Annotated in this window: 15 protein-coding genes; 9 read left to right on the top strand and 6 right to left on the bottom strand. The window is 70.2% G+C overall.

The window, feature by feature from the left end; translation table 11 throughout:
- The first annotated feature begins 65 nt into the window (after positions 1–65).
- The 3 genes from cysP (at position 66) to cysW (ending at position 2975) form a co-directional block, all read left to right on the top strand.
- Positions 66–1070 carry a thiosulfate ABC transporter substrate-binding protein CysP gene (gene cysP / locus D9R14_RS00925; RefSeq protein WP_121621414.1) on the top strand — a complete coding sequence of 335 codons (1005 nt, stop codon included), beginning with the start codon at positions 66–68 and terminating at the stop codon, positions 1068–1070.
- A 224-nt stretch (positions 1071–1294) separates the two neighbouring features.
- On the top strand, positions 1295–2116 hold the full coding sequence (gene cysT, locus D9R14_RS00930) for a sulfate ABC transporter permease subunit CysT (protein ID WP_121621415.1): 822 nt from the start codon (positions 1295–1297) through the stop codon (positions 2114–2116).
- Between the two features lies 1 nt (position 2117).
- Positions 2118–2975, top strand: a complete 858-nt coding sequence (cysW, locus tag D9R14_RS00935) for a sulfate ABC transporter permease subunit CysW (protein WP_121621416.1) — start codon at positions 2118–2120, stop codon at positions 2973–2975.
- Positions 2976–3023: 48 nt separating this feature from the next.
- Here cysW and D9R14_RS00940 read toward each other — a convergent pair whose 3' ends face one another.
- Together D9R14_RS00940 and D9R14_RS00945 are read right to left on the bottom strand one after the other, a co-directional pair.
- Complete coding sequence (locus tag D9R14_RS00940; RefSeq protein ID WP_121621417.1) at positions 3024–3524, bottom strand: type III secretion system chaperone family protein; 501 nt, start codon at positions 3522–3524, stop codon at positions 3024–3026.
- 274 nt (positions 3525–3798) lie between these two features.
- Entirely contained in the window at positions 3799–4080 is a 282-nt protein-coding gene (locus tag D9R14_RS00945) for an accessory factor UbiK family protein (RefSeq protein ID WP_121621418.1), read from the bottom strand.
- Positions 4081–4893: 813 nt separating this feature from the next.
- Here D9R14_RS00945 and D9R14_RS00950 point away from each other — a divergent pair.
- Positions 4894–6723, top strand: a complete 1830-nt coding sequence (locus D9R14_RS00950) for an ABC-F family ATP-binding cassette domain-containing protein (protein ID WP_121621419.1) — start codon at positions 4894–4896, stop codon at positions 6721–6723.
- 18 nt (positions 6724–6741) lie between these two features.
- Here the strand turns inward: D9R14_RS00950 and D9R14_RS00955 are convergent, their stop codons facing one another.
- A complete protein-coding gene (locus D9R14_RS00955; RefSeq protein WP_121621773.1) occupies positions 6742–7446 on the bottom strand; it encodes a L,D-transpeptidase in 705 nt (234 codons plus the stop codon).
- A 252-nt stretch (positions 7447–7698) separates the two neighbouring features.
- On the opposite strand from D9R14_RS00955, the gene argJ reads away from it, so the two are divergent.
- The 5 genes from argJ (at position 7699) to leuB (ending at position 12371) form a co-directional block, all read left to right on the top strand.
- A complete protein-coding gene (gene argJ, locus D9R14_RS00960; RefSeq protein ID WP_121621420.1) occupies positions 7699–8940 on the top strand; it encodes a bifunctional glutamate N-acetyltransferase/amino-acid acetyltransferase ArgJ in 1242 nt (413 codons plus the stop codon).
- Complete coding sequence (locus tag D9R14_RS00965; RefSeq protein ID WP_184759583.1) at positions 8937–9341, top strand: (deoxy)nucleoside triphosphate pyrophosphohydrolase; 405 nt, start codon at positions 8937–8939, stop codon at positions 9339–9341. The genes argJ and D9R14_RS00965 overlap by 4 nt, the downstream gene beginning before the upstream one ends.
- 15 nt (positions 9342–9356) lie before the next feature.
- Complete coding sequence (gene yddG, locus D9R14_RS00970) at positions 9357–10226, top strand: aromatic amino acid exporter YddG (protein ID WP_121621422.1); 870 nt, start codon at positions 9357–9359, stop codon at positions 10224–10226.
- 23 nt (positions 10227–10249) lie between these two features.
- A complete protein-coding gene (locus D9R14_RS00975; RefSeq protein WP_121621423.1) occupies positions 10250–11101 on the top strand; it encodes an SDR family NAD(P)-dependent oxidoreductase in 852 nt (283 codons plus the stop codon).
- 163 nt (positions 11102–11264) lie between these two features.
- The gene (gene leuB / locus D9R14_RS00980) at positions 11265–12371 is read left to right on the top strand and encodes a 3-isopropylmalate dehydrogenase (protein ID WP_121621424.1); all 1107 of its coding nucleotides are present in this window, start codon (positions 11265–11267) and stop codon (positions 12369–12371) included.
- A gap of 150 nt (positions 12372–12521) precedes the next feature.
- Here the strand turns inward: leuB and D9R14_RS00985 are convergent, their stop codons facing one another.
- The 3 genes from D9R14_RS00985 to D9R14_RS00995 all read right to left on the bottom strand — a co-directional run bounded on the left by D9R14_RS00985 (position 12522) and on the right by D9R14_RS00995 (position 15316).
- On the bottom strand, positions 12522–12887 hold the full coding sequence (locus tag D9R14_RS00985; protein WP_121621425.1) for a (2Fe-2S) ferredoxin domain-containing protein: 366 nt from the start codon (positions 12885–12887) through the stop codon (positions 12522–12524).
- Positions 12888–13256: 369 nt separating this feature from the next.
- Positions 13257–13979, bottom strand: coding sequence for an acetoacetyl-CoA reductase (phbB, locus tag D9R14_RS00990; protein ID WP_121621426.1), 723 nt, complete (start codon positions 13977–13979; stop codon positions 13257–13259).
- A gap of 158 nt (positions 13980–14137) precedes the next feature.
- On the bottom strand, positions 14138–15316 hold the full coding sequence (locus tag D9R14_RS00995; RefSeq protein WP_121621427.1) for an acetyl-CoA C-acetyltransferase: 1179 nt from the start codon (positions 15314–15316) through the stop codon (positions 14138–14140).
- Between the last annotated feature and the right edge of the window lie 176 nt (positions 15317–15492).

Genomic DNA, 15492 nt, shown 5'->3' on the forward strand with positions numbered 1-15492 from the left:
GGGCGGAGCGCGGCACCTGCCCGCCACCGGCACCAACCTGCGCCCTGCGCACCGAGGACCCGACCATGCGACGCCTTCTCCTTGCCGCCGCCTTCGCCGCCGCCGCCGCACTGCCGGCCTCGGCCCAGCAGGCGGCCGGCCCGAACACGCTGCTGAACGTCTCCTACGACATCTCCCGCGAGCTCTATCAGGCGATCAACGCCGCCTTCGTGAAGCAGTGGAAGGCGAAGACCGGCCAGGACCTGACCGTCAACCAGTCGCACGCCGGCTCCTCGCGCCAGGCGCGGGCGATCCTGGAGGGGCTGGAGGCGGACGTGGTGACCTTCAACCAGGTCACCGACGTGCAGATCCTCCACGACCGCGGCAACGTGGTCGCCGCCGACTGGCAGAAGCGCCTGCCCAACAACGCCTCGCCTTATTATTCCCTGCCCGCCTTCCTGGTGCGCGCCGGCAACCCGAAGAACATCCGCGACTGGGACGACCTGGTACGCGACGACGTGAAGCTGGTGTTCCCGAACCCCAAGACCTCGGGCAATGCGCGCTACACCTATCTCGCCGCCTATGCCTACGCACAGGAGAAGCTGGGCTCGCCGGAGAAGGCCGACGCCTTCGTGCGCAAGCTGTTCGCCAACGTGCCGGTGTTCGACACCGGCGGCCGCGCCGCCACCACCACCTTCGTGGAGCGCGAGGTGGGCGACGTGCTCATCACCTTCGAGGCCGAGACCAACGGCATCCGCGACCAGTATCCCGGCAAGTTCCAGGTGGTGGTGCCGAAGGTGAGCCTGCTCGCCGAATTCCCCGTGTCGGTGGTGGACAAGGTGGTGGACAAGCGCGGCTCGCGCGCCACCGCCACCGCCTATCTCGACTACCTCTACAGCGCCGAGGGCCAGGACATCCTCGCCAAGTTCCACAACCGGGTGCACAACCCGGAGGTGGTCTCCCACTACAAGGAGCAGTTCCCGCCGGTGCGCCTCGTCACCGTCGAGGAAGCGTTCGGCGGCTGGGACAAGATCAACAAGGAGCACCTCGCCTCCGGCGCCAAGCTCGACCAGCTGTTCGAGAAGCGCTGAGCGCCCGCTCGAACAATCGCAGCGTGGGCGCCTGGAGCTCCTTCGGACGCTAGAGCCACCTCATGGCCGGGCTTGTCCCGGACATGAGGCCGGATAAAGACTGAAAGGGCAGAAGCATTTTTCGCGTTCCCCGGAGCGGCGAAAAATGCTTCTGCTGCGCGCTCGGCGCGGCGTCCGGTACCGGACCCGCCTGCCATCCCGTTTTCCAATTCCCCCGAAGGCCCATGCGTCGGCGCACCCTCCCCGGCTTCTCCCTCGCGCTCGGCACCACCGTCCTCTATCTCGGGACGATCGTGCTGCTGCCGCTCGCCGCGCTCATGCTCAAGGCCGCGGACATCGGGCCGGAGCGCTTCGTCGCCATCATCACCAGCCCCCGCTCGCTCGCAGCGATCTCGGTGACGCTGACCACGGCGCTGTGGGCGACCGCCTTCAATGCCGTCTACGGCCTCGCATTCGCCTGGGTGCTGGCGCGCTACGACTTCCCCGGCAAGCGCATCCTCGACGCGGTTGTGGACATTCCGTTCGCGCTGCCCACCGCGGTGGCCGGCCTCGCGCTCACCGCGCTGTTCGCCAAGAACGGCTGGTTCGGCGCCCCGCTCGCGGAATGGGGCCTGCAGGTGGTCTACACCCCGCTCGGCATCGCCATCGCCATGGCCTTCACCAGCCTGCCTTTCGTGGTGCGCACGGTGCAGCCGGTGATCGAGGACCTCGCGCACGACGTGGAGGAGGCGGCGCGCTCGCTCGGCGCCAGCGACCTCGACATCGCCCGGCGGGTGATCTTCCCGGCGATCTTCCCCGCCTTCCTGGCCGGCTGCTCGCTCGCCTTCGCGCGCAGCCTCGGCGAGTTCGGCGCCGTGATCTTCATCGCCGGCAACCAGCCCATGAAGACCGAGATCGTCGCCCTGCTCACCTTCATCCGGCTGGAGGAGTTCGACTATCCGGCGGCGGCGGCGATCTCGGCGGTGATGCTGCTCGCCGCCTTCGCGCTGCTGGTCGCAACCAACGCGATCCAGGCCTGGCACGTGCGCCGCGCGGGGGTGGACTGAGATGGCGGACCGCGACACGCTGAGCCCCCGGCGCGCGCTGCGCCCGGTGGGCGGCCACCCGGCGTTCAAGGGGCCGCTGATCGCCCTGGTGGTGATCGTCACCGCGCTCATGGTGGGCGGGCCGCTGGCGGTGATCTTCGCCAGCGCCTTCTCCTCCGGCATCGCCGCCTATGGCGCCAAGCTGGCCGATCCGGCGACGCTGCACGCCATCTTCCTGACCGTGCTGGTGGCGCTGGTGGTGGTGCCGATCAACATCGCCTTCGGCATCGCCGCCGCCTGGGCGGTGGGCAAGTTCGACTTTCCCGGCCGCAGCCTTCTGATCGCGCTGATCGACGTGCCCTATTCGGTGTCGCCCATCGTCGCCGGCGTCGCCTATCTGTTCGTCTATGGCGCGCAGGGCCTGTTCGGGCCGATGCTGGAGGCGGCCGGCATCAAGATCATGTTCGCGCTGCCGGCGATCTTCCTCGCCTCCATGTTCGTGACCGCGCCCTATGTGGCACGCGAGCTGATCCCTCTGATGCAGGCGCAGGGCACGGACGAGGAGGAGGCCGCGCTCTCGCTCGGCGCCTCGGGGCTGCGCACCTTCATCCTGGTGACGCTGCCGAACATCCGCTGGGCGCTCATCTACGGCGCCATCCTGTGCAATGCGCGGGTGATGGGGGAGTTCGGCGCGGTGTCGGTGGTGTCCGGCAACATCCGCGGCGTCACCAACACGCTGCCGCTCCAGGTGGAGCTGCTCTACCAGGACTACAATGTGGCCGGGGCTTTCGCGGCGGCCTCGGTGCTCGCCTTGATCGGCGTCGCAACCATCATCGCCCGCGGCATCGTCGAGCGCATCCAGCGCAAGGCGGAAGGCTGAATTGGAACGGGCGGGCGCCCTCCGGCGAGGCCGGAGGGCTATATCCGGTCAGGCCTCGCCGACCGTGTCGAACAGCGCGGTGTCCATGGCCTCGCGGGCGGTCTTGCCGGCCCACACCACGAACTGGAAGGCAGGGTAATACCGCTCCACCGCATCGAGCGCGGCATCGACGATGGCCTCGCACTGGCGGCTTGAGGCCGTCGCCCCGCCCGAGAGCGGCAGCGCGTGGCGGAACATGATGACGCCTTCCTGGGACCACAGGTCGAAATGGCCGAGCCACATCTGCTCGTTCACCAGCGCGAGGAGCTTGAGCACCTCGTTGCGCCGGCCGTCCGGCACCTTGAAGTCGAAGGCGCAGGCGAGATGCAGGGATTCCAGCTCGTCCATCCACTGGAACGAGACATGGCAGTCCGTCCAGCGGCTTGACAGCGAAAGGGTGATCTCGTCCTCGTCGGAGCGCTCGAAGGACCAGTCATGGACGGCGGCGAGCCGCTCCACGAGGTCCACGGGGTTCGCCGGCGCATCGGCTTCGATGTCGATGAGAGACATGGCCTCGACCTCGCGGTGTGAGGGACGCGGAGAGGGTCGAACGCGGCACGGGCGGCAACTCAGGCCGGGGAGGCATGCGCAGCGCGGCGTGCCGTCGAGGCGCGCCGGCGGACCGGCCCGCCGTGGCGATGCTGCGCCCCGTCGCGCCCCGGCGCGACGACCCGGCTACGAATCGCCACGAAAATCAGTATATCGCGGGGAATCATTGCGGGGCTACGACAGATTGTGTGCGCCGCACCCCTCATCCCCGCGCCTGACCGTCCGTGCGGCGCGTTCAGCCCTCCAGTTCGTCGGCTGCGGAAGAGCGGGCGGAGAGGCGTTCCTCCAGCAGCGCGATGCGGGCGGCGAGCGCCTCGTTCTCCTCGCGCGCCTTGGCGGCCATGTCCTTCACGGCCTCGAACTCCTCGCGCTTGACGAGGTCCATGTCGCGCAGGAAGCGCTCCATCTGGGCCTTCATCACCGTCTCGGCCTCGCGGCGGACGCCCTGGGCGACGCCGGCGGCGTCGTTCACGAGGCGGGCCATCTCGTCGAAAATGCGGCCCGTGGTCTGGGTCATGGGTGCCTCCATCGGCGCCGGGGCGCCGTCCCCTGCTACATGGCGCCCCCGCGCCGACGATGCAAGGGCGCCGGTGCCGCGCCCCGGCCAGCGACAGCGAAGCTTGAGCCGTTCCCCGGCCCAGCGACGGCGCAGCCGGAGCGCCGAGCCGGGGTCCAGCGCAAGACTCCTGCGACAGCAGGCAATACCCGCCACCCCCGCCTGCGGCGGAAGAAGCCGCCTGCGGCGCCTCCTTGCGCTGGGCCCCGGCTCTCCTTCCGCTGCGCTGACGCTCCGCTCTCGCCGGCCGGGGCACGAACGGCAGTGCCCTCGCCCCGCGACGGCGCAGCTAGCGCCGTTCCCCGGCCCAGTGACGGCGCAGCCGGAGCGCCGAGCCGGGGTCCAGCGCAAGACTCCTGCGACAGCAGGCAATACCCGCCACCCCGCCTGCGGCGGAAGAAGCCGCCTGCGGCGCCTCCTTGCGCTGGGCCCCGGCTCTCCTTCCGCTGCGCTGACGCTCCGCTCGCGTCGGCCGGGGCACGAACGGCAGTGCCCTCGCCCCGCGACGGAGCAGCCGGCGCCGTTCCCCGGCCCAGCGACGGCGCAGCCGGAGCGCCGAGCCGGGGTCCAGCGCAAGACTCCTGCGACAGCAGGCAATACCCGCCACCCCGCCTGCGGCGGAAGAAGCCGCCTTCGGCGCCTCCTTGCGCTGGGCCCCGGCTCTCCTCCCGCTGCGCTTCGCTCCGCTCTCGTCGGCCGGGGCACGAGGGCGGCGGCCTCCCCGCTCGGACCGCCCCTTTGCCTTCCGCGCCGGGGCGGGATAAGCGGGGGCCCATGGCCCCGCCCCTCATCCTGCTCCAGGACATCCATCTGCGCTACGGCGCGACGCCCCTGCTCGACGGAGCGGAGCTTTCGGTCTCCGCCGGCGAGCGGCTCGCCCTCGTCGGGCGCAACGGCTCCGGCAAGTCGACGCTACTGAAGATCGCCGCCGGGCTCGTCGAGCCGGACGGCGGGACGCGCTTCTTCCAGCCCGGCACCACCGTGCGCTACCTGCCGCAGGAGCCGGACTTCACCGGCTATCCCACCACGCTCGCTTATGTGGAGGCGGGCCTCGCCCCCGGCGACGAGGCCTATCGCGCCGCCTATCTGCTCCAGGCGCTCGGTCTCACCGGCGAGGAGGACCCCGCGACCCTCTCCGGCGGCGAGGCGCGGCGCGCGGCGCTGGCCCGCGTCATCGCGCCCGAGCCGGACGTGCTGCTGCTCGACGAGCCCACCAACCATCTGGACCTGCCCGCCATCGAGTGGCTGGAAGCGGAGCTGAAGGGGCTGAAATCCGCCATCGTGCTCATCAGCCACGACCGGCGCTTCCTCGAAAACCTCTCGCGCGCCACGGTCTGGCTCGACCGCGGCGCGACGCGCCGGCTCGACCAGGGCTTCGGCGGCTTCGAGGCCTGGCGCGACGGGGTGCTGGAGCAGGAGGAGCTGGAGCGCCACAAGCTCGACCGCAAGATCGTCGCCGAGCTGGACTGGCTGCGCTACGGCGTCACCGCGCGGCGCAAGCGCAATGTACGCCGGCTCGGCCTGCTGCACTCCATGCGCAAGGACCGCCGCGAGGAGCGCCGCGCCACCGGCAGCGTGAAGATGTCCGTCACCGAGGCCGAGACCTCCGGCAAGCTGGTGATCGAGGCCAAGCACATTGCCAAGGCCTATGACGGCGTTCCCGTGGTGAAGGACTTCTCCACCCGCATCCTGCGCGGCGACCGGATCGGCATCGTCGGCCCCAACGGCGCCGGCAAGACCACGCTGCTCAAGATGCTCACCGGCGCGCTCGCGCCGGACAGCGGCACGGTGCGGCTCGGCACCAACCTGGAGATCGCCTCGCTCGACCAGAAGCGCGCCGCGCTGGACCCCGCCACCACCCTGCGCGATGCGCTCACCGGCGGCGGCTCCGACCAGGTGCTGGTGGGCAGCGCGCCGCGCCACGTGATGGGCTATCTCAAGGACTTCCTGTTCACCCCCGAGCAGGCCAACGCGCCGCTCTCCGTGCTCTCCGGCGGCGAGCGCGGCCGCCTGATGCTGGCGCGCGCGCTCGCCATGCCGGCCAACGTGCTGGTGCTGGACGAGCCCACCAACGACCTCGACCTCGAAACCCTCGATCTGCTGCAGGAGATGGTGGCCGACTTCCCCGGCACCGTGATCCTCGTCTCCCACGACCGCGACTTCCTCGACCGCACCGTGTCGAGCGTCATCGCGGCGGAGGGCGACGGCGTGTTCCGCGAATATGCCGGCGGCTATGCCGACATGGTGGCCCAGCGCGGCCATGGGGTTCAGGCGAAGACGAAGGCGGCGGCCCCGGGTGCCCGCAGCGGTGCCGCGCGGGCCGAGGCCTCCGACGGCGCGGCGCCAAGCCGGGACGGCGGGCAGAAGAAGCGCCTCTCCTTCCACGAGCAGCACGCGCTGAAGACGCTGCCCAAGACCATGGAGAAGCTGAAGGGCGAGCTGGCGAAGCTGGCGGCGGTGCTGGAGGACCCGAACCTCTATGCCCGAGACGCAGCCAAGTTCGAGGCCACCTCCGCCGCCCTCGCCAAGGCCCAGTCCGACCTCGAAGCCGCCGAGGAGGAATGGCTGCGCCTGGAGATCCTGAAGGAAGAGCTGGAGGGGTGATCCCCCTCCCCCGCCCGCTCAGGCCGGCAGCACCACCACCTTGGTCTTCACCGGGGTCTGGTCGTAGAGGTGGATCATGTCCTGGCTCAAAAGGCCCACGCAGCCGCTGGTGACGCCGGTGCCGATGCTCTCGGGATCGCTCGAAGCATAGATGGTGTAGAGCGTGTATTTCCCGTTCTGGTAGAGATAGAGCGTGCGGGCGCCGAGCGGATTCTCCAGGCCGCCGGGCATGCCGCCGGCATATTTCGCCACCTCCGGCTGGCGCTGGATCATCTCCTTGGGCGGGGTCCAGGTAGCCCACTCGCCCTTGCGCCCCACATAGGCGTCGCCGTGCCACAGGAAGCCGCTGCGGCCCACATTGGCGCCGTAGCGCGTGGCGGTTTCCGCGTCCTCGACCCGGTAGACGTAATAGTTGCTGGGATCGACGATGATGGTGCCGGGCGCTTCCTTGGTCTCGTAGCGCACCGTGCGGCGGAAATATTTCGGGTTGACCTTGCTGATGTCCGCCGCCGGGATCGGGAACTTCTCGGTCGGCACGGGACCGTAGAGCTTCTCCGCTTCCGCAAGGCTCAGGCCGTCCGCCGAGCAGCCGGCGAGGCCCAGGGCGCCGAGGCCCAGGGCCGAGCCCATGAGGAAGGTCCGGCGGCTCAGCGCCCCCGTTTGCTCCATCCGGCCGCGCACGTCGGTTTCGCGCGCCGCGGCCTTTCCACCGTCCAGGATCATGATGTGGCAGCGTCCCATGCCAGTTGCGCGGCGAGAATAACGCCGCCACGCAACCATTGAATGTCATTCCCGACCGACATAGCCGCCCCGAGGGCCGGCTGGCAAGCTGCCGCAGCGGCGTACCCGCCGGGCGGCCGGGCGCCGTAAGCCCCGCCCTTGCGTCCGCCCCCGTCCTGCGGCACACCCTCGCCGTCGCCCGCCCACCCGGTCGTTCCGGACGGTTGTGCGTCGCCGCCGATCCCGGGAGCCCTCATGTCCGCGTCCGTCTCTCCCCTCGCGCCCAAGAGCCTGCCCGAGGTGCCGCCGGTGCCCGGCGTCGCCTTCGCCACCGCCGAGGCGGGCATCCGCTACAAGGGCCGCACCGACGTGCTGCTGATGGCGTTCGCGCCGGGCACCACGGTCGCCGGCGTCACCACGCGCTCGCGCTGCCCGTCCGCGCCGGTGGAGTGGTGCCGGGACCTGCTGAAGAAGGGCAAGGCCTCGGGCCTGGTGGTGAATTCCGGCAATGCCAACGCCTTCACCGGCAAGAAGGGCCGCGAGGCGACCAAGCTCACCGCCGAGATCGGCGCCAAGGCGCTCGGCTGCAAGCCCGGCGAGGTGTTCCTCGCCTCCACCGGCGTCATCGGCGAGCCGCTGGACGCCACCAAGTTCGCCGGCGTGCTGGAGGCGACCGCCGCGCGCCTGTCGGGCGGTCCGTGGGAAGACGCCGCCCGGGCCATCATGACCACCGACACCTTCCCCAAGCTCGCCACCGCGAGGGTGCTGATCGACGACGTGCCGGTGACCATCTCCGGCATCGCCAAGGGCGCCGGCATGATCGCGCCCGACATGGCGACCATGCTCTCCTTCATCTTCACCGACGCGCCGATCGCCGCGGGCGTGCTCCAGGCCATGCTGGACAAGGCGGTGAAGACCACCTTCAACGCCGTGACCATCGACGGCGACACCTCCACCTCGGACACGCTGCTGGTGTTCGCCACCGGCGCCGCCAAGGCGCGCGGCGTGCGCCCGGCGAAGGACCCGGCCGACCCGCGCCTGCGCGCCTTCCGCCACACGCTCAAGGCGGTGATGGCGGACCTCGCCGAGCAGGTGGCGCGCGACGGCGAGGGCGCCCGCAAGCTGGTGCGGGTGCACGTGAACGGCGCGGTCTCCAACAAGTCGGCGCGGCGCATCGCCATGTCGATCGCCAACTCGCCGCTGGTGAAGACCGCCGTGGCCGGCGAGGACGCCAATTGGGGCCGGGTGGTGATGGCGGTGGGCAAGGCCGGCGAGCCGGCCGAGCGGGACCTGCTCTCGATCTCCTTCGGCGCCATCCGCGTCGCCCACGTCGGCGCGCGCGACCCGTCCTATGACGAGGCTGTGGTCTCTGACTACATGAAGAGCGACGTGATCGACCTCACGGTGGAGATCGGCCTCGGCCGCGGCTCCGACACCGTGCTCACCTGCGACCTCACGAAGGAATACGTGGCGATCAACGGGGACTACCGGTCGTGAAACTCACCCTCGTCGTCGCCTGCGCGCTGGTGGATGCGGACAACCGCGTGCTGGTGGCGCAGCGCCCGGAGGGCAAGGCGCTGGCGGGGCTGTGGGAGTTTCCCGGCGGCAAGATGGAGCCCGGCGAGCGGCCGGAGGAGACGCTGATCCGCGAGCTGGCCGAGGAACTGGGCATCACCGTGAAGGAGGCGTGCCTCGCCCCCCTCACCTTCGCGAGCCACGGCTACGAGACGTTCCATCTGCTGATGCCCCTGTGGGTCTGCCGGCGCTGGGACGGCATGGTCCAGCGCAAGGAGCACCAGGCGCTGAAATGGGTGCGCGCCGGCAAGCTGCGCGAGCTCGACATGCCGCCCGCCGACGCGCCGCTGATCCCGCCGCTCATCGACCTTCTCGGCCCCTGACGCCCGGCGGTCCAAATGTCTTCCGCGCCTCTCTCCCCGGCGAGCGCCACGCGCATCGGCCTCGCCGCCATCGCGCTCTGGGCGACGCTGGCGCTGCTCACCGCGGCGACGGGGCGGGTGCCCCCGTTCCTGCTCACCGCGCTCACCTTCGCGCTCGGCGGCATTGTCGGGCTGGGCGCTGCTCTGGCCGGTCCCGGCCTCGGCGTGCTGGCGCAGCGCCCGCTCGCCTATCTCCACGGGGTGGGCGGGCTGTTCGGCTATCATTTCCTGTATTTCGCGGCGCTGAAATGGGCGCCGCCGGCGGAAGCGGGCCTCATCAACTATCTCTGGCCGCTGCTGATCGTGCTGCTGTCGGCGCTGCTGCCGGGCGGCGGGCTGAAGCGGGTCCACGTCGTGGGCGCGCTCATGGGCTTCGCCGGCACCGTGGTGCTGCTGCTCGGCAAAGGCGGCTTCGGCGGCATCGAAGCGCGCTATGCGCCGGGCTATCTCGCCGCCTTGGCCTGCGCCTTCATCTGGTCGTCCTATTCGGTGCTGTCGCGCCGCTTCGCCGACGTGCCGACCCAGGCGGTGGCCGGCTTCTGCCTCGTCACCGCTCTGCTGGCGGCGGCGTGCCATCTCGCCTGGGAGGAGACGGTGTGGCCCTCCGGCCTCCTGGAGTGGTCGGCCGTGGCGTTGCTCGGCATCGGGCCGGTGGGCATCGCCTTCTATGCCTGGGACATCGGCATGAAGAAGGGCGACGTCCGCCTGCTGGGCGTCGCCTCCTATGCGGCGCCGGTGCTCTCCACCTTGTTACTGGTCCTCGCCGGCTTTGCCGCCCCCACATGGTCGCTCGCCGCCGCCTGCCTGCTCATCGTCGGCGGCGCCTTCGTGGCCACGCGGCGGTGAGCCGTCCTCAACGGAGTAGCGCCATGCCCCACCCCGCTCTGTCATCCGGCGCCGTCGCCGTCGTCACCGGCGGCGCGTCCGGCATCGGGCTCGCCGCCGCCCGGCGCTTCGCCGAACGCGGCATGAAGGTGGTGATCGCCGACCTGCCCGGCGAAAAGCTGGAGGCGGCGGTCGCCGCGCTCGCGGGCGTCGCGGCGGGCGGGGCTGCCGACGTCCTGGCGGTTGCGACCGACGTCTCCCGCCTCGCCGACATCGAGCGGCTGGAGGCGCAGACGACCGCCCGCTTCGGCGGCGCCGACCTCGTGATGAACAATGCCGGGATCCAGCCCGGCAGCGCCCTGTTCGGGCCGCTCGACAACTGGGAGCGCGTGGTCGCCGTCAACCTGTGGGGCGTCATCCACGGCTCGCGGATGTTCGGGCCGAAGATGCTGGCGCAAGGCCGGCCGGGCCTCATCGTCAATACCGGCTCCAAGCAGGGCATCACCACGCCGCCCGGCGATCCGGCCTACAATGTCGCGAAGGCGGGGGTGAAGGCCTTCACCGAGGCGCTTGAGCACGAATTGCGCAACACGCCGGGCAGCCGGGTCTCGGCCCATCTGTTCATTCCCGGCTTCGTCTTCACCCCGCTCGCCGCAGGCGGGCGCTCCGAGAAGCCGGCGGGCGCCTGGACGGCGGAGGAGACCGCCGACTTCATGCTGGCGCGCGTGGAGGCGGGCGACTTCTACATCCTGTGCCCGGACAACGACGTGCCGCGCGCGCTGGACGAGAAGCGCATCGCCTGGGCGGCCGGCGACATCATCGAGAACCGTCCGCCGCTCTCGCGCTGGCACGAGGACTACAAGGACGCCTTCGCAGCCTATGTGAAGGGCGGCTGACGCGGCGCGCCGCGCCCTTGCGCTCGCGGCGGCGACGTCCTAGAGCCGGATCGCCTTATTCCGGCGGCCCGCTCCCGGCGCCGCCCATCACCCCGCCCTCAGGACGGACGCCCACCAGAACGGCGCGACGCCGCATCGACCCCAAGGAACGAGGATAGAAGCCATGGCCACCCACAAGCTGCTCCTGCTCGCCGGCGACGGCATCGGCCCCGAGGTGATGGAGGAGGTGAAGCGGGTCATTGCATGGCTGGAGAAGGCCGGGCTGGCCTCCTTCGCCATCGAGGAGGGCCTGGTGGGCGGCGCCGCCTATGACGCGCACGGCGTCTCCATCTCCGAGGCGGACATGGCGCTCGCCAAGGCGTCCGACGCGGTGATCTTCGGCGCCGTCGGCGGCCCGAAGTGGGCGGACGTGGGCTATGACGTGCGCCCCGAAGCGGGCCTGCTGCGCCTGCGCAAGGACCTGGAGCTGTTCGCCAACCTGCGCCCGGCTCTGTGCTATCCCGCGCTGGCCGAGGCGTCCTCGCTGAAGCCCGAGGTGGTCGAGGGACTCGACATCCTGATCGTGCGCGAGCTGACCGGCGGCGTCTATTTCGGCGAGCCGAAGACCATCACCGATCTCGGCAACGGCCAGAAGCGCGCCATCGACACGCAGGTCTACGATACGTTCGAGATCGAGCGCATCGCCGCCGTCGCCTTCGAGCTGGCCCGCACCCGCCGCAACAAGGTGACCTCGGCCGAGAAGCACAACGTGATGAAGTCCGGCGTGCTCTGGAAGGAAGTGGTCACCCAGCTTCACGCCCGCGCCTTCCAGGACGTGGAGCTGGAGCACCAGCTCGCCGACAGCCTCGCCATGCAGCTGGTGCGCTGGCCCAAGCAGTATGACGTGATCGTCACCGACAATCTGTTCGGCGACATCCTGTCCGATCTCGCTTCCATGCTCACCGGCTCGATCGGCATGCTGCCCTCCGCCTCGCTCGGCGCGGCGGACGCGGCCGGCAAGCGCGCGTCCATGTACGAGCCGGTGCACGGCTCGGCGCCCGACATCGCCGGCCAGGGCATCGCCAATCCGATCGCCATGATCGGCTCGCTCGCCATGGCGCTGCGCTATTCTCTGGGCAAGGGCGAGGTGGCGGACCGCATCGAGACCGCGATCGCCGCCGTGCTCGACGCCGGCAAGCGCACCGCCGACATCGCCCCCAAGGGCACGCCGGCCATCAGCACCGCCGAGATGGGCGCCGCCATCGTGGCCGCGCTCGACGCCGGCGCGTGAAGGCGCGCGCCGGTTCTCCGGCGCGCTCCCACCCAGCCCCTCCAGCCGTCATGCTCCGGCTTGACCGGAGCATCCATGCAACCGCCCGGCGCCACGCCCGGCCGCAGGATGGGCCCTCCGGTCAAGCCGGAGGGCGACGGCAGAATCTGCTCACACCCTGGGGACGACCACGAGGCGCTCCACGAGCGTGCCGCCCACCAGGTGGGCGGCGACGATCTCGTCGATGTCCTCGGGGGTGCGCGGCTGGTACCAGACGCCTTCGGGATAGACCACCATGATCGGCCCCGCCTGGCAGAAGGTGAGGCAGCCCGAGGCGGTCATGGCGATGTCGCGCCGGCCCGTGGCCTCGATCGTCTTGCCGAGCCGCTCCCACAAGGGCTGGGTGCCGTTCGCGCCGCACGAGCCGCGCGGATGCTGCGGCGGGCGCTGGGTGAAGCAGCAGAAGACGTGACGGGTATAGACCTGGGGCAGCTCCAGGGCCGCGTCGGCGGCATCGGCAGTCAAGGCATCGGTCATGGAATCTCGCGAATCATCGGGGACGATGCCGAAACGATTCAAGACCTGTGCCGCGCCGACCTATCTTATTTTTTCTATAAATTGCAAATAGATGCCTGAAACGGCCGAATGGCGCCTATGCCACACCCCCTGCCGGCGGGGCGCAAACGCGACACGAGCCGGCAGCGCGCCGGCGGCACTGTTCGGGGACGACGGTCGGTAAGGTGGCCCTCCGGTCGGGCCGGAGGGCGACGCCAGATGCAGGTACGGCGGCCGGCAGCACCTCAAACCGCCGTCATGCTCCGGCTAGACCGGAGCATCCATGGCCTTCCCAGCGGGGGAGATGGGCCCTCCGGCCTGGCCGGAGGGCGACGGCGTGCGAGGCCGCGCTCAGGTGATGTACTGGGCGCCGTTCAAGGTCATGGTGGAGCCGGTGATGAAGCCGGCATCGTCCGAGGCCAGGAACACCACCGCTCGGGCGATGTCCTCCGGCTCGCCGAGGCGGCCTACCGGGATGGTGGCGACGATCTTGGCGAGCGCCTCCGCCGGCACCGCCTTCACCATCTCGGTCGCGATGTAGCCGGGAGCGATGGCGTTCACGGTGATGCCGAGCCGCGCGGTCTCCTGGGCGAGCGCCTTCACGAAGCCGATCTCGCCGGCCTTGGCGGCGGAATAGTTGGTCTGGCCGAACTGGCCCTTCTGCCCGTTGATCGACGAGATGCACACGATGCGGCCGAACTTGCGGTCGCGCATGCCCTCGATCACGTTGCGGGTCATGTTGAAGGCGGAGTTGAGGTTGGTGTTGATGACCGCGTTCCACTGCTCCAGCGACATCTTGTGGAACTGGCCGTCGCGGGTGATGCCGGCATTGTTCACCAGCACTTCCACCGGGCCGACCTCGGCCTCCACCTTGGCGATGCCGGCCTTGCAGGCCTCGAAGTCGGACACGTCCCACTTGAAGGCGGGGATGCCGGTCTTCGCGGTGAAGGCCTTGGCGGCCTCCTCATTGCCCGCAAAGTTCGCCGCCACCGTATAGCCGGCGGACTTCAGCGCGATCGAGATCGCCTCGCCGATGCCGCGTGTGCCGCCCGTGACCAATGCGACGCGCCCCATTGTCTCCTCCTCATCTGTTTTGGCCCGACCTGACGACAAACCATCAGCCTTCCGAAGCGGATCGAGCCACGCCCGGAAGTTGTCTAGGGAAGACGTCCCGAAGTTTCGAGCATCCGGAGCCGCGACCTTGCGGCGCGGCCCCGAGGCTCAGCCGGCGCTCAGTCGCGCTCGAGGCACATGGCGATGCCCATGCCGCCGCCGATGCACAAAGTGGCGAGGCCCTTCTTGGCGTCGCGCTTCTGCATCTCGTGCAGCAGCGTGACGAGGATGCGCGCGCCGGAGGCGCCGATGGGATGGCCGATGGCGATGGCGCCGCCGTTCACGTTCACCTTCGAAGTGTCCCAGCCGAGGCCCTTGTTCACGGCGATGGCCTGGGCGGCGAACGCCTCGTTGGCCTCGACCAGATCGAGGTCGCCGGCGCTCCAGCCGGCCTTCTCCAGCGCCAGCTTGGAGGCCGGGATCGGACCGGTGCCCATCACCGACGGGTCGACGCCCGCCTGCGCCCAGGAGGCGATGCGCGCCAGCGGCTTCAGGCCCTTGGCCTTGGCGGCCGCGGCGCTCATCAGCACCACCGCGGCGGCGCCGTCATTGATGCCCGAGGCGTTTGCGGCGGTCACGGTACCGTCCTTCACGAAGGCCGGGCGCAGCTTCGCCATGGCGTCGATGGTGGCGCCGTGGCGGATGTACTCGTCCTGGTCCACCACCACGTCGCCCTTCTTGGACGGGATGGTGACGGGGACGATCTCGTCCTTGAACTTGCCCGCCTTCTGGGCCGCCTCGGCCTTGTTCTGCGAAGCGACGGCGAACTCGTCCTGCTCCTGGCGGGTGATCTGGAACTCCTTGGCCACGTTCTCGGCGGTGTTGCCCATGTGGTAGCCGTTGAAGGCGTCCCACAGGCCGTCCTTGATCATGGTGTCGACGAATTCGAGGCCGCCCATGCGCTGGCCGTTGCGCAGGTGCGCGGCGTGCGCCGACTGGCTCATGGATTCCTGGCCGCCGGCGACGACGATCTCGCTGTCGCCGTTGGCGATCGCCTGGGCGCCGAGCGCCACGGTGCGCAGGCCGGAGCCGCACACCATGTTCACTTCCCAGGCCGGGCTGGTGATCGGCACGCCCGCCTTCAGCGAGGCCTGGCGGCCGGGATTCTGGCCCTGCGCGGCGGTGAGCACCTGGCCGAGGATGACCTCGCTCACGGCCTCGCCCGGCACGCCCGCGCGCTCCAGAGCCGCCTTGATCGCGATCGCGCCCAGTTCGTGCGCGGGAAGCGATCCCAGCGCGCCGTTGAACGAACCGACCGGGGTGCGCGCCGCGCTGACGATGACGACGTCGTCCTTCATGGTGCTCTCTCCTGGGGCCTTTTGGGCCGGGCTTGCCTCGCGCCGCGTGCGCTGCCGCGCCGCCGCGTTCGGACCTTAAAGTGGTTGTGCCGCGGACAATGTGTCAATGACCCATATCAAGGCAATCCGCCAGTCGGCGGTGCCTTTGGGTAAGCCATCGGGGCCGCGCCGGACAT

It is taken from the genome of Xanthobacter tagetidis (genome assembly GCF_003667445.1).
Taxonomy (GTDB): domain Bacteria; phylum Pseudomonadota; class Alphaproteobacteria; order Rhizobiales; family Xanthobacteraceae; genus Xanthobacter; species Xanthobacter tagetidis.